This is a genomic window from Flavobacterium seoulense, from assembly GCF_000695795.1.
GTDB classification, from domain to species: domain Bacteria; phylum Bacteroidota; class Bacteroidia; order Flavobacteriales; family Flavobacteriaceae; genus Flavobacterium; species Flavobacterium seoulense.
Genome location: NZ_JNCA01000021.1, coordinates 57,845 through 80,693 on the forward strand (window position 1 = coordinate 57,845; position 22,849 = coordinate 80,693).

A 22,849-nucleotide genomic window follows, 5' to 3' on the forward strand; every position below is an offset into this window, starting at 1 on the left:
AAGGACAATTAAAGAATTCAAAATAATGTTTTCAATATCAAAACAATAAAGAATAATAAAATTTAAATTATAAAAATATGAGTACAACTAATTTATTTACTCCCTTTAATCTAAAAACATTACAGCTTAAAAACAGAATTGTAATGGCGCCAATGACGCGTTCTTTTTCTCCAAACGGAATTCCAACGGACGAAGTCGCTGCTTATTATCAAAAAAGAGCCGAAGGTGAAGTAGGTTTAATATTATCTGAAGGAACCGTTATTGATCGTCCTTCTTCATCTAATGATGGGAATGTTCCTCATTTTCATGGTAATGAAGCTTTAAAAGGTTGGGAAAAAGTAATCCATGAAGTCCATGCTTCCGGAGGTCAAATGGGACCACAAATATGGCATATGGGGATTATGGACAATCATCATTCAGGTTGGGTTCCTCCGGTTCCGTTTGAAGGTCCGTCAGGATTGAACCGACCTGGTTTTTCTAACGGAAATACCATGACCGAAAAAGACATTGAAGATACGATTATCGCTTTTGGAAAAGCTGCTGCTGACGCCAAAAGATTAGGATTTGACACTATCGAAATTCACGGTGCACACGGTTATTTAATTGACCAGTTCTTTAATCCTGAAACCAATTTACGTACTGATATTTATGGTGGAAAAACACTGGCAGAACGCAGTCGTTTTGCTATTGAAGTAGTGAAAGAAGTGAGACGACAAGTAGGAAATGATTTTGCTGTGATTATGCGTTTCTCTCAATTCAAGCCTTCTGATTACAACTATAAACTTGCGAAAACACCTCAGGAATTAGACGCCTGGCTGACACCGTTGGTTAATGCCGGAGTCGATATTTTACATTGCTCGCAACGCCGTTTCTGGGAACCGGAATTTGAACATTCTGATTTGAATTTTGCAGGATGGGCTAAAAAAGTAACCGGAGCGCCTACCATTACCGTAGGTTCTGTTGGACTTTCCTCTGATTTCTTTGGTGCTTTTGCTGGCGAAAGTTCGCAACCGGCATCTTTAGATGAACTAACCAGACGTTTTGACAGAGGGGATTTTGATTTGGTTGCCGTGGGAAGACCATTATTGTCCGACCCAAATTGGGTTGCCAAAATAAAAGCAGGAAAAACCAAAGAATTAGTAGGATTCAGCAAAGAAGCTTTAAGCGAATTAGTTTTATAATTTTATATTTAGGTTTATTATTTGTTGACAAACCCTTAAACAGTTGGATGTTTAGGGGTTTGTTTTTTATTTTCAAATCTTAATACTTTATTACATAAAAATACTATATTTAAAAATAGACTATATAGTGTATATCTAACTATATTTTAGTGTATTTACGAAAGTTTATTGTGTATATTTGAGAGTTATACCCAATGCTATGAGCGACTGTGCTAACATCAATATCTGACAAAAAAAACAAACTTATCAACAAACTGACCAAGATTAAAATTGTAACTTTGTAATATGGATTTAAAAATAAAAAATAAATATAAAACAGAGTTCAAAAAGGCATTAGACACTTTTACTGAAAAACTCGAAAAATACGTCTCTACTGAAAACGGTGATTGGTCTGTAAAAGGATTTATCGATGTTTATAAAAATATTTATACAATTTCTTCAGATACTAAAATTGTTTCTAAAATTCTTGAAATCCATATATTTCCACAAATCTTACAATTTGCAGAAGAAAATAACTACAATATTATTTTAACCGAACACCAAAACTATTATCCCGACCTTACTTTTATTCACAAGGAAAATGAACAAGTGAAATTTGCTGTAGACTTAAAAACTACTTACCGCAAGAAAAATGGAATTTCGAGTTTTACGCTTGGAAGTCACGGAAGTTATTTCAAGGAAAGAGATAAAAAGAAAAATATTCAATTTCCATACAACCAATATTTGGGACATTTCTGTTTAGGAGTTATTTACACTCGTACTGACATCAATGCCGATGACCCTACTGATACTGAAATCTATCAAGTTCAAGAATTGCAAGAAGACTATGAAACTCCCAACACAAAAGTTGGAGAACGGAAAGTCACAACTGTTGACAACTTAAAATCAATAACTTCTGTAATTAAAGATTTCGACTTTTTTGTTGCAGAAAAATGGAAAATTGCAAGCGACAAGCAAGGCTCTGGAAATACAGCAAATATTGGTTCAACTTTGAGTATTGAGGATTTGAGAAATGAGAATGGTATTTTTAGCCAACTGGGAGAAGAATGGTTTGATGAATATTGGATAAATCACGGCTCTGCAACAATGGTAAAAGACGGAAAGCCTACTAAAATAACAACACTTAGAGACTTTTTAGAATTCAAAGGCAGAAAGGACTTATGGGATAAAATTGTATCAAGAAAACCTTATAAAAAAGATACAAAATGAAAGTAATTATTCCACCCATAAAAAGCCAGGGAATTAAAACCAAGCTTGTTCCGTGGATTATGGATCTTGCTCCGAAAGTACCAGGCAAATGGATAGAACCATTTCTTGGAACTGGCGTTGTTGCGTTTAATTCTGGTTATAAAAGAGCTATTTTAAACGATACAAATCCGCATATCATTAATTTCTATAAAGGTATTCAGCAAAAAAAAATTACCGCACCGCTGATGAAGCATTACCTTGAAAATGAAGGAGCAATTTTAAGTAAAGCTGAAAATAACGGATATGAACATTATTTGGAAGTTCGTTCACGTTTCAATTCGGGAGAATTTTCACCTTACGACTTTATCTTTCTTTCAAGAGCAGGATTTAATGGAATGATGAGATTTAACAAAAAAGGACATTGGAATATTCCTTTTTGTAAAAAACCAGACCGTTTTGCTCAAGCTTATGTAACCAAAATCACAAATCAAGTAAGTAAGGTTTCACAAATAATTCAATCCGAACCTGATTGGACATTTCATAATAAATCCTTTGCTGAAATCATTCCTTTAGCAACTGAAAATGATATTATTTATTGTGACCCACCATATTATGGCAGACACGTTGATTATTTTAATGGTTGGACAGAACAAGATGAAGAACTACTATTTAATCTTTTGAGTGAAACAAAAGCAAAATTCATTCTTTCAACTTGGCATCATAACGATTGGAGACAAAACGAAATGATTGAAAAATTTTGGAAAAAATTCAATGTATTGACAAAAGACCATTTTTATCATAATGGGGGAAGTATTGAAAACAGAAGAACTGTTGTAGAAGCTTTAGTTTGTAATTTCAACACTGACCATTTTAATCCACATAATCACGGTTTGAAAGAAAAATCAAAACTTGAACAATTAGAAATAGACTGGACAGCGTAAAAAAGCACTGAACATAAACAAGGGTTTTGCGATAGTGGGGGCGAAACTGCAAAGTTCAATGTTTTTTTTCGGTTCAACATTTGCGCAAAAATGAAAATTTTCGCTTCAATTGCCCCACCATCGCCAAGCCACGAAACGTTATTTAATTTCTTTTTAATAAATGAAACTATAAAACCTGCGTCGTTTTATAAACCTGAATAGGAGCAGCTAATAAGTCTTCACTTTCGGCAATAAAATCGATTAAATATTGTTGGCTGTTGTGAATGTCTAGTCCTGCCTGATCGGTCCATTCTTCCCAAATGATAAAAACATTTTCGGTGCAGTGTAAATCATAACGAATGCAGGCGGCTTCATTTCGGGTCTCTCTCACAATATGCTGAACCATTTCGGTAACTTTTTCAATATTTTCTTTCTTGCTTTTTATAATGGCTGTAATCGAAATCATAATCTGGTATTTTTTTTATTCAGGTTTAAAGGTAGTATTATTTTCTACTTTTCGAAGATAAATCTATCACTACAACATCATGTATTTTTTGATGGCTTCTTTAGTTAATTCAGGATTAGCACCTTCGCTTCCGGCAACCAAAGCTCCCACTGCACAAGCAAAATTCAAAGCCTTTTGAGGTGATTTTCCCTTTAACAATTTGCTAAGTAAAGAAGCTAGAAAAGAATCACCTGCGCCCACAGTATCAGCTACTTTTATGAAATAACCGCTATTATAATAAAACTTTTCTTTATGATACAAAACCGCGCCAAAAGGACCTTTGGTAACACATATTTGTTTGGTTTTGGTTTGCTCAGCGATGAATTGAATATTTTGCTCAAAAGAATGATAAGGCGAATTCATTTTCTGACTGATTTCGAGTAATTCTTCGTCGTTGAGTTTGATAAAATCGGCTTTTTGCATCAGTTCGTTTAATAAATCAAAAGTGTAATAAGGCGCTCTTAAATTGACATCAAAAACTTTATACGTATTGGTGTTTTCCAGTAAATGCAATAATGTCGCACGGGAATCTTCACCACGGGCACTTAAACTGCCAAAAACAAATACATCGGCCTTTGAAATCTTTTTTAGTAATTGTTCTTCCACCTGAATTTTATCCCAAGCTGATGGATATAAAATATCGTAAGAAGCATTTCCTTTTTCGTTAATCATTACCTGAACAATTCCGGTTTTGTATCCTTTTGACTGCTGAATAAAATCAGTATTTACACCATTTTCTGCAGCATAAGATACGATAGCATCTCCATCTTCATCCGTTCCTACACTACTTACCATAGTTACTTCAGCACCCAGCGAACTCATTCGTAACGCAACATTTAAGGGTGCGCCGCCAATTTTTTTGTGCGTAGGAAACACATCCCATAATACTTCTCCAAACGATACTGCTTTTATCTTTTTATCTTTAGCCATAACAAAAAACGATTAATGGTTTTGGCATTTTAATCTCTTTAAAAAAATGCTTATTTATAAAGTTAAACTTTTATTTGAACTAATCATCAGAATAAAAAGTGATTTTTAGCAACTTTTAGAAAAATTTAAGTCTATGGAATAGTCATTTTCATAGCTACAATTCCTGATTTGGACGATTTAACTTTATTGTTTGATTAGTATTTTTTAAATTTATAAAACACAATTATAGCAATTACAATCATGGAAAAAAGAGCTCATCAATACAAGCTAACACTCGAATATTTAAAGGATGCAAAAGGTGAAATCCAGTCTGCAGCTCCCATCGAACTTAATTTTGAAAATCACGATGATATTTTCTCTATTATCGAAAGACAGAAAAGCAAAGGATTATTTGATAATCTGGAACAAGCAACAGAATTTGCTATTGGACTAAAATTATTTAGCGAAGTAATGCTTAAAAACCGAAAAGATCCTTTGTTTGAAGAACTGGCTCCTGCTTTTGGACAATTCATGAAAAAACTAAAAGCGATTCCCGCTACAGATAAGGAGTAATTATTTCGAAAAGCAAAAAAGGATTCTACTTTAACAGTAAAATCCTTTTTCAATTTATAAACAACTAAACAATTAAAGATTACCAGAAAACGGTATATAAAGCGACTAATACACCACAGATTATAAACGATCCAATCACAAATTCGGAAGACACTTTGAACATAGCGGTATCGACTTCTATTTGGTGTTTTTCATGCTGTTCTTTAGATTCCGGACATAATAAACTAATAGCAACCATCAGAAATACAATGATGAAAAATGCAATCGTCATTCGGTCTAAGAACGGAAAGTCAGGAAAAGCGCCATTGGTCCAAACCGGTAAAAACTTTAATACTGTAGCAATAGGCACCGTTAACAAAGCTCCTGCCAGTCCAGCGGAAGCGGTTGTTTTTTTCCAGAACATTCCCAACATGAAAATGGCAAGCACTCCCGGAGAAAAGAAACCTACATATTCCTGAATAAACTGATAAGCCTGATCCAGTGTTTTTAACGAAGGCGCAACAAGAGCTCCAATAAACATGGCAACTACAACACAGGCACGGCCAACACGAACCAGTTTTTTCTCGGATGCGTTTTTATTAAAATATTTTCGATAAATATCTAAAGAAAAAATCGTCGAAATACTATTGGCTTTTCCTGCTAATGAAGCCACGATTGCAGCAGTTAAAGCCGCCAGAGCAATTCCTTTTAAACCCGGAGGCAATAAATTCATTAAGGTTGGATAAGCGCGGTCTGGTTTTAAAACTCCTGCTGCATCCAGCATTTCGCTTTGAAACATGCCGTTTTGATGCATTACATACATCGCGATTCCGGGTAAAACAGCAATAACAGGAACTAATAATTTTAAGAAAGCAGCAAATAAAATTCCTTTTCGTGCCGTTTTTAAATCGGCACCTAAAGCGCGTTGAACAATATATTGATTACATCCCCAATAGGCCAGATTATTAATAAGCATTCCTCCTATAATCACTGACATTCCAGGCAATTCGGCATAATGCGGATTGGATTTATCAAAAATCATTTGTAAATGTCCGGGCGCTTTATCGGCTATAATTGTAAGCCCTTTTAAAATATCTTTTCCGTATCCAAATTGCTCCGAAAGTAATGTTAGCGCCAAATAAGTCGTAACTAAACCTCCTAATATTAATACGATAACCTGAAACATATCAGTGTATCCAATAACTTTCATTCCTCCTAAAGTAACAATGACAGAGAACAAACTCAATCCGATGATACAAAATTCGAAACTAACCGGCGCAATAGACGAAATAGCTAAAGCTCCCAAATAAATGATTGAAGTAAGATTGACAAATACATAAATTAACAGCCAAATGACCGCCATAATTGCACTTACGGTATCATTATAGCGTTTTGCCAAAAATTGTGGCATGGTGAATATCTTGTTTTTAAGATATACCGGAAGAATAAATACAGCTACAATAATCAAAGTTGCAGCCGACATCCATTCATAAGAAGAAATAGCTAAGCCTAGTGCAAATCCTGAACCACTCATTCCTATAAAATGCTCCGCCGAAATATTAGAAGCAATCAAAGAAGCTCCAATTGCCCACCAGGTTAGCGAACCTTCGGCTAAAAAATAATCATTAGAACTGGTAATTGCGTTTTTCTTACTTCGATAAATGTACATCCCATAAGAGGTAACTATAATAAAATAAATAAGAAAAACAACGTAATCTGCGGTTTGTAAGGGGTTCATAGTTGGGTTGGTTTGGTTGGTTTTATTTTTTAGTTAATAGTAACTAACTACACAAAAATAGAATCAAAACCAAAGTTCAATATGGATATTCTGTGCTAATGCATGGATGATTTTAGCAATAATAAAAAATAATCCATTCAGCTAATACAAACACGAATTACAACTCTAACAGATTGAGACTTTTAGAATAAAACAGCTGTTGTAATACCATTTATGAATACAAATAAGCCTAATTGTTGTTTCACAGAGATTCACAGAGGAATTCACTCAGAGATGCGCTAAGGTAATTTAATCTTTGTGTGTCTCCGTGTTAGCTTTGCGTATCTTTGTGTAAAAACTAACAGCTTTCATCAATTCTAGTTGACAATATGACTAGTTTATAAATATAATTGGTATAAATGTATTTTCGAAAAAAACTCGCAGAATACTAAAAGGAAAAGGAGTATTGAATTTTTAAATCCAATACTCCTTTTTAGAAATATATTTGGTAACAATTTCTTATTTAGAATAAGCTACTGCATGTTGTTTACTAGAACCTAAACCTTCGATTCCTAATTCAATTACGTCACCTGCTTTTACATAAACTGGTTCTGGTTTAATTCCTAAACCTACTCCCGGAGGCGTTCCTGTACTGATGATATCACCAGGAAGTAACGTCATGAACTGGCTTAAATAATGTACTAAAAATGGAATTTTGAATACTAGGTTAGACGTATTACTGTCTTGGTATTTTTTACCGTTAACACTTAACCACATTCCTAAATTATTTACATCAGCAATTTCATCCTGAGTAGCTAAAACTGGTCCAAGTGGTGCAAAAGTATCACAACCTTTACCTTTAGCCCATTGTCCGCCCATTTCAATTTGGAAAGCTCTTTCGCTGTAATCGTTTAATAAAGCATATCCAGCAACGTAGTCTAAAGCATCAGCTTCTTCAACATAACTAGCTTTTTTACCTACAACGAATGCTAATTCAACTTCCCAGTCTGTTTTTTCACTTCCTTTAGGGATAATTACATTATCGTTTGGTCCACATAAAGAAGTTGTCGATTTAAAGAAAATAATTGGTTCTGTTGGGATTGGAGCACCAGTTTCGTGACAGTGATCCACATAATTCAATCCAATGCAGATAATTTTTGAAGGTCTTGCCACTGCTGAACCTAAACGAACATCATCAGCAACTTCAGGAAAAGAAGTTCCAGCATCGATAGCTGCTTTTAATTTTTCTAATCCATTATTTTCGAAAAAAGATTCGTTATAATCAGTTACAATAGAAGAAACATCATATCTTTTTTCTCCAACTAAAATTCCTGGTTTTTCGCTTCCTTCAGCTCCAAAACGTATTAATTTCATTCTTTATATTTTTTTTAAAGTTACTAAGTTACTGAGTTGCTAAGTTGCTAAGTTATTTAATCTTATCACTTAATAGCTTAGATTCTTAGCCTTTTGTTAGTTTCAATTGTAGAAACCAGCTTAGAATCTTAGCAACTCTTTTTTAATTATTTAATTTGATAAATCCTCCATCAACAGGATAATCAGAACCTGTGATAAATCCAGACTCATCACTAGCTAAAAACAATGCCAAAGTAGCAATTTCTTCCGGTTTTCCCATTCTTCCAATAGGCTGTGATTTTGATAATTTATCAAATATCTCTGCTTCATTTCCAGGATAATTTTTAGAAATAAATCCATCAACAAATGGTGTGTGTACACGCGCAGGAGAAATTGAGTTACAACGAATATTCTCATTGATATAATCTTTGGCAACTGATAAAGTCATAGACATTACCGCACCTTTAGCCGTAGAATAAGCAAAACGATCAGGAATTCCTACCCATGAAGCAATTGAAGCCATATTAACAATAGCACCTCCACCCGATTTACGGAATTGAGGAATAGATGCAAACAAACAGTTGTAAACTCCTTTTACGTTTACATCCATAATTCGGTCAAAATCAGCTTCAGGAGTTGTATCTACTTTACCTACGTGAGCAATCCCAGCATTGTTAACTAAAATGTGGATATTTCCAATTTTTTCAAAAGTAGCTACTACTTCATCATGCTTAGCAACATTGCAGGCATGAGCATAAACTTTTCCACCTTCGGCAGTAATTTCGTCAACAGTATTCTGAGCGCTTTCGACTGTTAATTCAATAATATGAACCTCAGCTCCCTGCTTAGCAAAAAGAACAGAAATAGCCTGTCCTATTCCGCTTCCACCTCCAGTAATAACTGCTTTTTTATTTTTTAATGAGAACATTTATTATGTAATTTAAAATATTAAAAATGGTATTATTTTTTATGAGATAGCAAATTTATGAAAACGTTTACAAATATCCTTGGTTTTAACGCTATTTCCAGTCTAATTTAATTAAAGCAACCGCCTGTCTTTTCAATTCAACCGGCAATGCAATTTTACCTGATTCTATCTTAATTTTTTTATTCGAAATTGTCTCTAATTTTCCTGATTTTTCTAAAGTAGTAATTTGCTCTGAAGTTGGATTTTGCGGAGACCCCATTTTTTTCCATACTTCATACGAATTACTATGATTCTGATCGATCAAATAAATGGTCACATCAGCTTTTTTCGCAGGAATATTATTGATGGTTACATTAACCGTTTCAGCGGCTAAAATTTCGTCTTTATCATGATAATTCCAAATCATAACTTCCGAAGATTTAGTATCAGCAGTCGCCAACACTCCAATATCAGATTGTTCGCCTCGAATACTTTTTTCCAAAATAGTTTTCAGAGGTAACATTCGGTTACTTTCAGCTGCAATTCGGTCGCCTTTCATCATACCAAACATTCTAAAAACATTCAAAACCGGCTTATCCACTCCGTTTGTCGCTAAATCTCTAAAACCATAAAACCATGGCTGATTTTCGAATTCGAATGACCAGGAAACCGCGCCTAAGAAATTAGCTTTGGTCTCATCGGCTAATAAATATTTACGGGCAAAAGAAGCCGCAGTATAGCTGGAATACATGGTTCCGTTTCTATAAGCATTTTCAGGATTAGTAGCCATACCACAGGCAGCACAGCCTTCAGGATCTGATTCACCTATAATAATTGGTAATTTTTTAGTTTCAGGATAAGACATTGTGATTTCAAAACCCGCTCTAATATCTCTCAATTGAGGCGCCATATCCATAACTACGGTCCCGTCAACTAATTTTGGACGGCCTTTGGCATGAAAAAGAATTGCATCTAAGGGTGAACCTGTTTTCCCTGTTGCATAATTAGTTCCCGAAATACAATGTTTGATAAAATTATTCATCCAGCTCGTCGCTCCTTTTCCTGAAGTTCCTGCCACATTCAAACCTCCAATTTTAGCTGTTGGCAAGGCTCGTTTTACTCCATCGGCAGCGTAATCATACAGTTTAAAAAATTCTTCCTGAGTTCCTTTCCAGTAATGACCATTGGCTTCATTCCATACTTCCCAATACCAACTCTCTACTTCTTTTTTTCCATAACGTTCCACCGAATGTTTTACCCATTCGTAAACTAAATTGCGCCATTTATCATAATCCTTTGGCGGATAAGCCCAGCCTGTAATAATATCAGTATAAGGATCTCCAGGTTTCCAGTAATGTCTGTACGGACTAGGATGTGTAGAAAGTGCTTCGGGCATAAAACCTATTTGCGCCAGAGGTTTCATTCCTCTTTTTACATAAGTATCAAAAATACTATCCATAATTTTCCAGTTGTAAACAGGATTTCCATTTGCATCTTCAGTATACGCATTGGTAGAGCCCCATTTTAAGGCTGCAACACCATCGCCGCTCACTAGCAAACTGTGCGTACGCACATAAACAGGCACCGGACTTAATTCGGCGATTTCTGAAAGTAGTTTTTTACCATCTTTCATGTAAGTATAATTAGGCTCATCATAACCGAACCAAGCCCAAACGGGTTGCATTGGAGCTATTTTATTTTTTAAATCGACTGTGATGGAAGCTTTTTCATTTTTTGAGTCCTGCGCTTGTACTATCAAACAGAAAAATGAAAACGCAGCTAAGAAGTAATTGGATAATTTTATCATAATAAATGGTTATTGGTTGGTAATAGAAAACTAAAATAGCACTTTTAATGTAACACTTAAAAACATTTGAATATTAATACGTTACCAAATCAATTCTCATAGAAAAAGAGCAAAAAAAAACTCTAGATTACTCTAGAGTTTTTTATATTTTGAAAACAGATAAATCTATTTTATAAGTTCGATTTTTTGTACATATTCTTCGTTTACACTATCAAAGAATCCTTGTTCATTCATCCAGTCATCGCTGAACACTTTACTCATATAGCGAGAACCGTGATCAGGGAAAATGGCAATTACATTACTATTAGCGTCAAACTCACCTTCTTCTGCATATTGTTTTATGGCCTGCAAAACTGCTCCCGAAGTATAACCTACAAACATTCCTTCTTTTCTGGTTATTTCTCTTGCTGAATGCGCACTTTCTTCATCTGTTACTTTCATAAATTTGTCAATAACATCAAAATCAGTAGCCGATGGAATTAAGTTTTTACCTAAACCTTCAATTCTGTAAGGATAAATTTCTTCAGTATCAAACTCTCTTGTTTCGTGGTACTTTTTTAATACAGAACCAAACGCATCAACACCTAAAACTTTAATATTTGGATTTTGCTCTTTTAAAAACTTAGCTGTTCCTGAGATTGTTCCTCCGGTTCCGCTACAAGCAACAAGGTGGGTAATTTTACCATTAGTCTGTTTCCAAATTTCCGGCCCTGTAGTGTTGTAATGTGCATCAATATTCAACTCATTAAAATACTGATTGATATAAACAGAACCTTTAGTTTCTTCATGCAATCTCTTAGCTACACTATAGTAAGAACGCTCATCATCGGCAGAAACGTGTGCCGGACACACATACACTTTTGCTCCTAAACTGCGAAGCATATCTATTTTATCTTTGGATGACTTAGAACTCACTGCTAATATGCAATTGTAACCTTTTATAATACTTACCATAGCTAAACTAAAACCAGTATTACCTGATGTAGTTTCTATAATAGTATCACCTGGAGATAATATACCTTTTTTTTCTGCTTCTTCAATAATGTACAAAGCAATCCTATCTTTTGAGGAATGTCCCGGATTAAAAGCTTCTACCTTAGCATAGAAATTACCTTCTAAATTTTCGGTTACTTTGTTTATCTTGATAAGTGGTGTATTACCTATCAATTCTAAAACATTATTATAAGCATTTATTTCTTCTTTCATAAAAAAATAGTTAATCAAGATTACGTATTATTTAATCTGGATACGGAGCAAATTTAACAAAAAAAAACTAATTAGATTTTAATTTTTTCCAAATCTAGTAAAAAACTGAATTCTTTGGCTAATTCTTTTAGCGCTTCAAACCTTCCCGAAGCTCCTCCGTGACCTGCATCCATATTGGTATCTAAATATAAAACGCTGCTATCTGTTTTATATTCTCTCAATTTAGCAACCCATTTAGCTGGTTCCCAATATTGTACCTGAGAATCATGTAATCCTGTAGAAACATACATGTTTGGGTATTTTTGTTTTTTAACATTATCATAAGGCGAATACGATCGCATGTATTGATAGTATTTTTTAACATTTGGATTTCCCCACTCGTCATATTCTCCAGTCGTTAATGGTATAGTATCATCTAACATTGTTGTCATTACATCTACAAAAGGAACCTGAGCAATTACACCATGATACAGCTCTGGGGCTTCATTGATAATCACGCCCATAAGCAATCCTCCTGCCGAACCGCCTTCGGCATACAAATGTTCGGCTGAAGTATATTTTTGCCTAATAATGTGCTTAGAACAGTCGATAAAATCAGTAAATGTATTTTTTTTGTGAAGCAATTTTCCATCTTCGTACCAATTCCTGCCTAAATCTTCTCCTCCGCGAATGTGCGCAATAGCATAAATAAATCCTCTGTCTAGCAACGACAAACGCGTAGATGAAAAATAGGCATCCATAGAATGACCATAAGATCCGTAAGCATACAGCAACAACGGATTTTTACCATCTTTCTTCAATTCTTTTCTGTAAACCATTGAAATAGGAACCTTAGTGCCGTCTTGTGCCGTTGCCCAAATACGCTCTTCGATGTAATTATTTTTATCGAATTTACCTCCTAAAACTTCCTGTTCTTTTTTGACTTCTTTTTCTTTGGTACGCATATTAAAATCAATCACCGATGATGGTGTTGCCATCGATTGATAACTATAGCGTAGAATTTCGGTTTCAAAATCAACATTGGTAGAAGTGTAAGCAGTATAGGTTTCGCTGCCAAAAGGTAAATAATACTCTTCCGAACCATCCCATGCCATGATTCTAATTTTATTTAAACCTCCCTGGCGTTCATCGATAACTAAATAGTTGGAAAAAATTTCAATATCTTCTAATAAAACATCTTCACGATGACCAATGATTTCTACCCAATTTTCAGCTGAAGTAGCATCTTCTGGTGTTTTCATCAACTTAAAATTATCAGCATCATCTTTATTGGTCAAAATATAAAAACTATCCTTGTAGTGATTAATGCTATACTCTATGCCTCTTTTTCTTTTTTGAAAAATCTTAAATTTTCCATCTGGAGTATCAGCATTTAAAATTCGATATTCAGAAGTCAGGGTACTTCCTGACTCGATGGCTAAATATTTTCTGGATTTTGATTTGGCAATATCAACGCTAAAAGTATCGTCTTTTTCGAAATAAACTAATACGTCATCTGCCTGTTTTGTTCCTAATTTATGTTTGAAAATTTTATCCGAACGCAAGGTGACTTCGTCCTGACTGGAATAAAAAATGGTTTTATTATCGTTAGCCCAAACTGCTGAACCCGTTACTTTTTCGATTCGGTCTTCCAGAATTTCATTCGTTTCTAAATTCTTAACCTGAATCGTGTAAATTCGTCTGCCAATAACATCAGTGCTAAAAATAGCCAGTTTATTATCGGGGCTAATGCTCATTCCGCCCAGTTTAAAATAAGACTGACCTTCGGCTAATTCATTACAGTCGAAAAGAATTTCTTCTTTTGCCGAAAGACTTCCTTTCTTTCTGGAATAAATAGGATAATTTTTGGCTGTTTCAAATCGGGTGATGTAATAATAGCCATTGTATAAATACGGAACCGACTCGTCCTGCTCTTTAATTCTTGACTTCATCTCCTCATACAAATCATTTTGAAAATCCTTCGTATGAGCCGTCATTTGCTGATAATATTCATTTTCTTTTTTAAGATAATCAATCACTTCAGGATTTTCACGGTCTTTTAACCAAAAATAATTATCCGTTCTACGGTCTCCAAATTTTTCAAATTCAGTAGGTATAATTTTAGCAACAGGCGGTTGTAATTTTTCTATCATTATAGTTAAATCTTCACATTTTTTGTAATGGTTCGGGCAAAAATAGTTGAAACCATTTCTAATACGAACACCTTTTTCATCAATTTTAACATTGTAGTCAGCGTAAAAATAGTAATTTCGTGGACTAATCAATTAAAAAAAATCAAAATGGATTTAATGGGAATGATGGGTAAATTAAAAGAGACCCAAAATAAAATTGAAGAAACTAAAAAACGTCTGGATAACGTACTTGTTGACGAACAAAGTACTGATGGTTTACTAAAAGTAACTATTACTGCCAATAGAAAAATAAAATCAATCACTATTGCCGATGAACTATTAGAAGACAAAGAACAACTGGAAGATTACATGATTTTAGTTCTTAATAAAGCCATCGAAAAAGCAACAAAAGTAAACGAAGCCGAACTTGATGCGGTTGCCAAAATGGATATGCCAATGATTCCTGGAATGGATAATCTTTTTAAGTAAAAAAGTTAGGGGTTAAGAGTTATGAGTTTTTCACAACCCATAACTCTTAAATTTTAACTCATAACTTAGACAAGCTTTCAATCACATAAGTATGCATAACCTCACGGTAATCTAAATGGGTTACCATTCTTAATTTTCTATTACCTACTGAGCTAATTGAAATATTCTTTTGTTTTAATTTTTCAATAAAAGTTTCATCATTATATTCTGGAACTAATGAAAAAATTAAAATATTAGTTTCTACCGGTTCTACTGAAGCTACCCAGGATTTTTTCTTTAAAATATTAGCTAATTCCTTCGCACGTCTATGATCTTCGGTCAATAATTTAATATTGTTTTCCAAAGCATAAATTGCTCCGGCAGCCAAATATCCTGACTGACGCATCGCACCTCCCAAGACTTTTCTAATTCGTAAAGCACGCTGAATGGTCTTTTTATCACCTAATAAAACCGAACCAACCGGAGCACCTAATCCTTTTGAAAAACAAACCGAAATAGTATCGAATATTCTCCCAAAATCTTTTGGATTCTGTCTTTTGGCTACTAAAGCATTCCAAATTCGGGCTCCATCTAAGTGTAACTTTAAATTATTGGCCTCGCAAACGGCTTTTATTTTTTCCAATTCCTCCATTTCATAACAGGCACCACCACCAATATTAGTTGTGTTTTCAAGACAAACTAAACTTGTTAACGGACTATGGTAAAAATCAGGTTTATTAATAGCACCTTCAATTTGCTCTGCAGTAATCATTCCGCGATTGCCTTCCAGCAAACAACAGGAAACACCACTATTAAAAGAAACACCACCCGCTTCAAAATGAAAAATATGCGAATATTTATCGGCTATTAATTGTTCGCCAGGTTGGGTATGCAGTTTGATTGCTGTTTGATTTGCCATTGTTCCCGAAGGGAAAAACAAAGCAGCTTCCATTCCAAAAACAGCAGCTACTCTTTCTTCCAGTTCAATTACCGAAGGATCTTCTTTATAGACATCATCCCCTACATCGGCGTTGAACATATATTGTAACATTTCGTAGGACGGTTTTGTTACCGTATCACTAACTAAGTTTATTTGCATTTTTATATTTTTAATAGAGATACAGCAGCTGTAGTCCCTACGTGATTTTTTTTACTATTTTTGCGTAACAAAATTACACAATTTATGACAACTACCGAACAAATTAAAGGTATTGTGGAGCGCCTTGGTGCGTTGAGGAGGTATCTTTGACGTCGATGCTAAACTTATCGAAATTGCTAACGAAGAAGAAAAAACCTTTGCTCCGGATTTTTGGAACAACGCCAAAGAAGCCGAACTTATTGTAAAGAATCTTCGAAACAAAAAAAAGTGGATTGAAGACTACGACAAAGCCGTTAGTTTAACTGACGAATTACAGCTGGCGTACGAGTTTTACAAAGAAGGCGAACTCACATCAGAAGAACTGGACGAACAATACCAACTGACTCAAAATCATATTGAAGGCATCGAATTTAAAAACATGCTTTCGGATGAAGGAGACAGTTTAAGTGCTGTTTTACAAATTACAGCAGGAGCCGGTGGAACCGAAAGTTGCGACTGGGCTTCTATGCTAATGCGTATGTACATGATGTGGGGCGAAAAATACGGCTTTAAAATAAAAGAGCTCAACTACCAGGAAGGCGATGTTGCGGGAATAAAAACCGTAACGCTGGAATTTGAAGGCGATTATTCTTTTGGTTACCTAAAAGGTGAAAACGGCGTACACCGTTTGGTTCGTATTTCTCCATTTGACAGTAATGCTAAACGTCATACTTCGTTTGCTTCTGTTTATGTGTATCCATTGGTGGATGATAGTATTGAAATCGACATTAATCCTGCTGATATCGAAATTACCACTTCCCGATCCAGTGGTGCCGGAGGACAAAACGTAAATAAGGTAGAGACAAAAGTTCAGCTGTATCACAAACCAACAGGAATCCAGATTCAGTGTTCTGAAACCCGTTCGCAGCAAGACAACAGACAGCGTGCTATGCAAATGCTTCGTTCTCAATTGTACGAAATCGAATTGAAAAAGAAACAGGCACAACGTGCTGATATTGAAGCCGGAAAAATGAAAATTGAATGGGGTTCACAAATTCGAAATTACGTGATGCAGCCTTACAAATTAGTCAAAGACGTTCGTACAGGAACAGAAACCAGTAATGTTGATGGCGTAATGAACGGCGAAATCGACGAATTCCTAAAAGCCTATCTAATGATGATGGGACAAAAAGAGGAAGAGTAGATTGCAGTGGTCAGTATTCAGAAGGCAGATTTTAGACAAGATTACATTGTTTACGCACTCCTACTGTCCTTAGCTTTCGCAGTTGAGTGTCAAATGTTTGAAGAATGCGTAAAAAGAAAAGCTGTTTGATCCGCCGCGGCGGAGAGTTCTTTTCTTTTAGCATTCGAAAACTAATTTGACAAACGAGAAAGCGCAAGTCTTGATTTTTTTGTTTCTTTTTTGATCAAGCAAAAAAGAAAAACAATTAAAAGTTAACATATCAGGAAGCAGAATTAAGCATTCTAATAATAAACATTCAAACCCGACAATTTAAAAAATGTCGGGTTTGTTATTTTATAAAATCAAACCTATTTCAACAACAAACATCATTGTAGTTTTTTAATTACATTTACAACTGTAAATTAATTCAAATTTTGATTTCGATGAAAAACACTTCCCTTGTACTAATTACATTATTGGTTTCGGCAATATCATTTGCACAGAAACCCATTTTTACTTCGGCAAAAATCAAAGCAGCAACCGTTTATTTTAATGCTGCCGAATTGACCCAAAACACCTCTGTAAATCTCCCGGCGGGAACAAGTGAAATTGTCATTAAAAACGTAGCTAATCATTTGAACCAAAATACAATTCAAATTGCTGCGCCAAGTTCGGTGACTGTTTTATCGGTTCAGTTTACTAATAATTATATCTCTGAATTCGAAATAGACGAAAGCAATCCTGTTATAAAACGAGTGAGAGACAGCATTACCTGGGTAAAAAAAGAAATCAAACGCATCCAAATTTTAAATAATTCAAACAAACAAGCTATCGTACTTTTAGACAACAATCAATCGGTTACAGGAGCAAATACCGGTTTAAATGTAGCCGAATTAATAAAACTTGTTGATTATTCGAAAGCCAAAAGAACCGAACTGGAAAATACAATAGTCGATTTACAGGAAAAAGAAGAAAATTGGAACAAAAAACTAACTGCTTTAAATAGTAAATTAGAATTCAATACTAAAAACGAAGAAAAAACTTCTACAGGAAAACTAATTCTACAAGTAATGACTAATACTGCAGGAATAGTACCATTGGATATTACTTACATCACTAACTCCGCAACCTGGAGACCTTTTTATGATCTTCGTGCCGAAAGTATTAAAGCCCCAATTAACATGATGTATAAAGCTCAGGTTTTCCAAAATTCAGGGATTGACTGGAAAAAAGTAAAGCTGACTTTATCAAGCGGAAACCCAAATCAAAACAATCAGGCTCCTGAATTACAGCCTTGGTTTTTAAGATATCATGAAGAGATTTTAAGTGTAGCTCCCGCTGGTTCAGGACCTAAAAATGATGCTCTGAAAGAAGTTGTTGTTGTAGGTTATGGAACTCAAAAAAAAGCTACTAAACAAGAAAGTTCCAGTATTTCAAACTACACCACAATCAACGAAAACCAACTCAATGTATCCTTTGATATTGACATTCCTTATGATATTTTATCCAACTGGAAAGCACACAGCGTATCCTTGAAAGAAATAAAATTACCGGCTACTTACAATTATTATGCTGCGCCAGGAGCTGATAAAGAAGCCTTTTTATTAGCCGAAATAGAAGATTACTCCAAATACAATTTATTACAGGGCGAAGCCAATATTATTTTTGAAGGCATGTATGTTGGAAAAACAAACATTAACCCAAATCAAACAGCCGATACTTTGAAATTAAGTATGGGAAGAGATAAAAAAATCGCCATCAAACGTGAAAAAGTAGCCGATAAATCAGGAACAAAATTCTTGTCTTCTTATAAAGAACAAACTTTTACCTATGACATAACGGTTAAAAACAATAAAAAAGAGGATATCGAAATTGAGTTAAAAGACCAATATCCATTAAGCACAGACAAAGAAATTACAGTAGAACTTACAGACAGCGGCAAAGCCAAAGTAAATCAGGAAACCGGAATGCTCAACTGGAATTTAAAACTGGCAGCCAATGAGACTAAAAAAATCAGAATTAGCTATAAAGTGAAATATCCAAAAGACAAAAACATAGATAATTTGTAGATTGCAAATTTTAGAACGCAGTGTTCAGTTCTCAGAATGCAGATTTTAAAATCTGTATTCTGAACACTAAATACTGAACACTGAACACTTCCTTCTAACTTCTAACTTCTAACTTCTAACTTCTAACTTCTAACTTCTAACTTCTAACTTAAAAAATGACCGAGTACTTCTTTGACCAGCATTACAACAACCTCCACTATGGTCTGAAAACGCTCAACCTTAAAGAATTTGAAAGCTGTACGTTTACCAATTGTAATTTTTCCGAATGCAATTTTATAGGCGTTACTTTTATCGATTGCCAGTTCAATAATTGCGTTTTTAATAATGCAAAAGTCAATCACACGGCTTTTAGAACCGTCTATTTTAATGATTGCCAAATCAAAGAAGTCAATTTTGCCATGAGTGACAAACTCATATTCGAAATACACTTTAACCACTGCATTCTGGATTTCTCAAAATTCTATGCTTTAAAAATAAAAGGCACTTCTTTTACTAATTGCAGCCTGATTGCGGTTGACTTCATGGCGACTGATTTAACAGCTGCACAATTCCACCACTGCGATTTGTACCGCGCTGAATTTGAAAAAGCCATTGCTAATAAAGTTGATTTTAGAAGCAGCTACAACTACACCATCGATCCCTCAAAAACCAAACTAAAAAAAGCGCAATTTGCTCTCGAAGGATTAAAAGGCTTGCTGTATAAACATGATATTATTGTTGAATAGTTTTGTTTTTAACAATACTTTTTTTGTAAGAATATTTTAATACTTTTGAAAATAAATAATATGCATCAATAATTAATAAAACTTGCGCATAACATGCGGTTTGGGATCAAAACATGTCAAATTTATGCGTATATAAACGAGTTACCAGCAATTTTGAATCACTATGGAGAATACTACAACATACTCATTAGCAGCAATCGATAGTCCGAACATTACAGGAATTCAATCTCTTACTCATGAAGAGTTTAAAATTTTTTTTGAGCAGATTGGAGTTTTAGATAATTTTAGAGCAGATGAGGCCTTATTCAGAATAATTGAACTCAATCATGAAGATTTAAAAAATAGAGAGAATTTTTATTTGCAACAATACCAATTAGATCCACAAATTGATTCAAACGAATTTTCAATGCAATTCCTTGATTTAAATAGATTGATTTTAAATTTGTTATCCTCAATCCGTACTTATCTAGATCATACAGAAACAAGACTAAAAAAAACTTATGGAGAGCAATCATCCGAATTTCAATTTTTTAAAAAAGCTACATCAGAAGCTTTCGATAATAATTTTGAATACAGATTTTTAGTCAAATTAAGAAATTACTCTCAACATTGCGGATTACCGACGGGTTCCATTAGTTTAACTGATGATCAAAATGGACAAAGTTTAAGTTTAATGCTAGTAAGAGATAAACTAATTGAAAATTATGATGCTTGGGGAGCTTTAGTCAAACCAGATTTACAAAAACAAGACGAACAATTTGATGTATTTCCTGTACTTGATAAGAAAATAAATCTTCTCAAAAAAATCAATTCAGATCTTAGTGAGATTTTACTGGAAAAGATTTCTGAAGAAGGAAAAAATTTACTAAGCCTCATTCTCTTAGTTCAAACAAAGACGAATGGAATAGGGATTCCATGCCTTTTAGAAGTATCTGGAACCGAACAGAAAGCATCTATGAAACTTCGTTGGTTTCCTTTTGATATAATTTCTAGAATAACAGGAGCAAATTTACAAGTTATCAATAAAAAGTAAAACTGCTGGTAACAGCGGTTTTGCGCACTTGCTGGTTTTGTACTAGAATTTCGTTTCTTTTTTCATAACTTCGTTTCGTCCAGCCGAGAGTACGCAGTTCCAGATTTCCGCAACTGTCGCAAAGCCACAGGACGTTAGCTATAATCTAAAAATAAAACCTGTGAGAATCCTAAGTAAATTAGAACAAGAAATTTGCAAAAGAATTTTAAAAAATAGTGGATCAAATAATTTCATTGCCAATATAATTGATAATGATTTAAAAGGTGTTTGTATTGAAGTTAAAAGAAATCCTAAAAAAGCAGGATTAATATTTACAATTAATTCGGATCTACCAACTAGTGAAGAGAAAAAGTATATTATTGATAAAACTGAAGAACTTTCAGTTTTCATCTTACAAGTTGTTAATTTACTAAAAATGCTTGAAAAAGATGGATATATTCTTTTACTGGAAAGAGGTTCGAATAGTAAAGAAGATAATAAATTTGGAAGATGTGTTATTAATTTACCATCTGTAGAATATAGTTTTAAAGATGATAATATTATATCATTATTATGTGAATACACAAATAAAGAAATTTACTCAACTGACGAATTTAAAAGATTTTGCGAAAACGGTTTTGTTCCAAGAGATGAGCAAAGATTCAAGAAACAAATAAAAATTACACAAACTGCATTATTTGTAGCAATTTCAGCATTATTATTCAATGTAGGTTACAACTTATTTAAAACTACACCAGATAGCATAAAAATAAATCAAGACCAACACCAAAATCTATCAATGGGTTTTTATGAAATTAAAAACAGATTAGATTCAATTATAAAAAATAGTAATATAGAAACAAATACCAAGGTATTAGAAACTATGAGTTCGAAACTTGACTCTATAAATACTCAATTGAAAAAAATAAATACCCCGCTACCGCACGAATCCTTTCGTGTGGTACATAGAAAACGATAAACAAAAAACTCCGCGTTCGCGGAGTTTTTTGTTTATACACTGATAAAGCCCATAAACACTTAGCTAATCTAAAGTTTACAAAAAACTTAATTTTTTTGAAAGATTTTTTTGACTATTAAATAAAATGTAGTATATTTCGGTAGTTTAAATAACTTACCCAAACCTTTAAAACCTACATTATGGCAAGTACATCTGAACAAGGACACAACCGCAATGCGGCTAACTTTGACAAACTCATTACCCACTGCGTATCTTATGGTACCGCTTACAACCCAAGCAAAGCAGCGATAAAAGTTGCAGCTATCCAGGCACAGGCAACAGCAGCCAGGAACAGTCTTACTGCTGTAAACACCCTCACTCCTGCTTATAAAAATGCAGTAGCAGCAAGAACCGCCGCCTTTAAACCGCTGGACAAATTGATTACTAAAGTGAGTAATGCCCTAAAAGCATCTGATACCACACCCGAAGTAAACGACGCTGCCAAAACTATAATCCGTAAACTGCAAGGTCGCCGTGCTACCCCTAAAAAAACCGATGAAGAAAAGAAAACTGCCGCCGATGCAGGAGAAGAAATCGTCGAAATATCAACCTCTCAGTTAAGCTATGACAACCGCTTAGACAACTTTGATAAATTGATAAAAATGCTGGCAGCCATTCCGCAATACGCCCCTAACGAAGCCGATTTAAAAATTACTGCCCTAACCGCAATCTACAACGATTTAAAAACTAAAAACACTGCCGTAATATCTGCCGAAATTCCGCTAAACAATGCCCGAATTACCCGAAACACGCTGTTGTATAAAGACGGCACAGGAGTGGTTGACACAGCTGCTACGATTAAAACCTATATCAAATCGGTATATAGTCCATCAAGTCCGCAATCTAAGGCGATAAGCAAGTTGGAATTTGTAAAATATTCGAATTAAACTACAAAGACCACCAAAGAAGTTACAAAAGCTATTGAGCATTGTATAAATAC

At 34.3% G+C, this 22,849-nt stretch carries 20 protein-coding genes; 11 read left to right on the plus strand and 9 right to left on the minus strand.

Annotation, left to right across the window (positions count from 1 at the left end):
- Window positions 1-77: 77 nt before the first annotated feature.
- The 3 genes from FEM21_RS11300 (at window position 78) to FEM21_RS11310 (ending at window position 3,310) form a co-directional block, all read left to right on the plus strand.
- Window positions 78-1,181, plus strand: coding sequence for an NADH:flavin oxidoreductase (locus FEM21_RS11300; protein WP_035660486.1), 1,104 nt, complete (start codon window positions 78-80; stop codon window positions 1,179-1,181).
- Window positions 1,182-1,466: 285 nt separating this feature from the next.
- On the plus strand, window positions 1,467-2,390 hold the full coding sequence (locus FEM21_RS11305; protein WP_035660488.1) for a type II restriction endonuclease: 924 nt from the start codon (window positions 1,467-1,469) through the stop codon (window positions 2,388-2,390).
- A complete protein-coding gene (locus FEM21_RS11310) occupies window positions 2,387-3,310 on the plus strand; it encodes a DNA adenine methylase (RefSeq protein ID WP_035660489.1) in 924 nt (307 codons plus the stop codon). Before FEM21_RS11305 ends, FEM21_RS11310 begins: the two co-directional genes overlap by 4 nt.
- A 166-nt stretch (window positions 3,311-3,476) precedes the next feature.
- On the opposite strand, the gene FEM21_RS11315 is transcribed toward FEM21_RS11310, so the two are convergent.
- Window positions 3,477-3,755, minus strand: coding sequence for a putative quinol monooxygenase (locus FEM21_RS11315; protein ID WP_051627579.1), 279 nt, complete (start codon window positions 3,753-3,755; stop codon window positions 3,477-3,479).
- A 69-nt stretch (window positions 3,756-3,824) separates the two neighbouring features.
- Window positions 3,825-4,724, minus strand: coding sequence for a carbohydrate kinase family protein (locus tag FEM21_RS11320; protein WP_035660491.1), 900 nt, complete (start codon window positions 4,722-4,724; stop codon window positions 3,825-3,827).
- 240 nt (window positions 4,725-4,964) lie between these two features.
- Here FEM21_RS11320 and FEM21_RS11325 point away from each other — a divergent pair, with 240 nt between their 5' ends.
- Entirely contained in the window at window positions 4,965-5,276 is a 312-nt protein-coding gene (locus FEM21_RS11325; RefSeq protein ID WP_035660492.1) for a DUF3861 domain-containing protein, read from the plus strand.
- Window positions 5,277-5,355: 79 nt separating this feature from the next.
- Here FEM21_RS11325 and FEM21_RS11330 read toward each other — a convergent pair whose 3' ends face one another.
- From FEM21_RS11330 to FEM21_RS11355, 6 genes are all read right to left on the minus strand, one after another.
- A complete protein-coding gene (locus tag FEM21_RS11330; RefSeq protein WP_035660493.1) occupies window positions 5,356-6,993 on the minus strand; it encodes a sodium/sugar symporter in 1,638 nt (545 codons plus the stop codon).
- 498 nt (window positions 6,994-7,491) lie between these two features.
- Window positions 7,492-8,346: a fumarylacetoacetate hydrolase family protein gene (locus FEM21_RS11335; protein ID WP_035660494.1), complete on the minus strand. Its 855-nt coding sequence runs from the start codon at window positions 8,344-8,346 to the stop codon at window positions 7,492-7,494.
- A 142-nt stretch (window positions 8,347-8,488) separates the two neighbouring features.
- On the minus strand, window positions 8,489-9,253 hold the full coding sequence (locus tag FEM21_RS11340) for an SDR family NAD(P)-dependent oxidoreductase (RefSeq protein ID WP_035660495.1): 765 nt from the start codon (window positions 9,251-9,253) through the stop codon (window positions 8,489-8,491).
- A gap of 91 nt (window positions 9,254-9,344) precedes the next feature.
- Window positions 9,345-11,039, minus strand: coding sequence for a GH39 family glycosyl hydrolase (locus FEM21_RS11345; RefSeq protein ID WP_035660497.1), 1,695 nt, complete (start codon window positions 11,037-11,039; stop codon window positions 9,345-9,347).
- Between the two features lie 165 nt (window positions 11,040-11,204).
- A complete protein-coding gene (locus FEM21_RS11350) occupies window positions 11,205-12,245 on the minus strand; it encodes a PLP-dependent cysteine synthase family protein (RefSeq protein WP_035660498.1) in 1,041 nt (346 codons plus the stop codon).
- Window positions 12,246-12,316: 71 nt separating this feature from the next.
- The gene (locus FEM21_RS11355) at window positions 12,317-14,377 is read right to left on the minus strand and encodes a S9 family peptidase (protein WP_035660499.1); all 2,061 of its coding nucleotides are present in this window, start codon (window positions 14,375-14,377) and stop codon (window positions 12,317-12,319) included.
- A 147-nt stretch (window positions 14,378-14,524) separates the two neighbouring features.
- On the opposite strand from FEM21_RS11355, the gene FEM21_RS11360 reads away from it, so the two are divergent.
- Entirely contained in the window at window positions 14,525-14,845 is a 321-nt protein-coding gene (locus FEM21_RS11360) for a YbaB/EbfC family nucleoid-associated protein (protein ID WP_035660580.1), read from the plus strand.
- Window positions 14,846-14,903: 58 nt separating this feature from the next.
- Here the strand turns inward: FEM21_RS11360 and FEM21_RS11365 are convergent, their stop codons facing one another.
- Entirely contained in the window at window positions 14,904-15,923 is a 1,020-nt protein-coding gene (locus tag FEM21_RS11365; protein WP_035660500.1) for a threonine aldolase family protein, read from the minus strand.
- An 84-nt stretch (window positions 15,924-16,007) separates the two neighbouring features.
- Between FEM21_RS11365 and prfB the strand changes: the two genes are divergently transcribed.
- From prfB to FEM21_RS11395, 6 genes are all read left to right on the plus strand, one after another.
- Window positions 16,008-17,106 (plus strand): peptide chain release factor 2 gene (prfB, locus tag FEM21_RS11370; protein ID WP_152547398.1). Its coding sequence is split into 2 segments (ribosomal slippage): window positions 16,008-16,070 and window positions 16,072-17,106, totalling 1,098 coding nucleotides; the frame shifts between segments, so codons are not numbered across the junction.
- A gap of 422 nt (window positions 17,107-17,528) precedes the next feature.
- Window positions 17,529-19,154 carry a DUF4139 domain-containing protein gene (locus FEM21_RS11375; protein WP_035660502.1) on the plus strand — a complete coding sequence of 542 codons (1,626 nt, stop codon included), beginning with the start codon at window positions 17,529-17,531 and terminating at the stop codon, window positions 19,152-19,154.
- A gap of 155 nt (window positions 19,155-19,309) precedes the next feature.
- On the plus strand, window positions 19,310-19,879 hold the full coding sequence (locus FEM21_RS11380) for a pentapeptide repeat-containing protein (protein ID WP_035660504.1): 570 nt from the start codon (window positions 19,310-19,312) through the stop codon (window positions 19,877-19,879).
- 163 nt (window positions 19,880-20,042) lie between these two features.
- Window positions 20,043-20,912, plus strand: coding sequence for a hypothetical protein (locus tag FEM21_RS11385; protein ID WP_035660505.1), 870 nt, complete (start codon window positions 20,043-20,045; stop codon window positions 20,910-20,912).
- Between the two features lie 160 nt (window positions 20,913-21,072).
- Window positions 21,073-21,870, plus strand: a complete 798-nt coding sequence (locus FEM21_RS11390; RefSeq protein WP_035660506.1) for a hypothetical protein — start codon at window positions 21,073-21,075, stop codon at window positions 21,868-21,870.
- Between the two features lie 179 nt (window positions 21,871-22,049).
- On the plus strand, window positions 22,050-22,796 hold the full coding sequence (locus FEM21_RS11395) for a hypothetical protein (RefSeq protein ID WP_035660507.1): 747 nt from the start codon (window positions 22,050-22,052) through the stop codon (window positions 22,794-22,796).
- The last annotated feature ends 53 nt before the right edge of the window (window positions 22,797-22,849 follow it).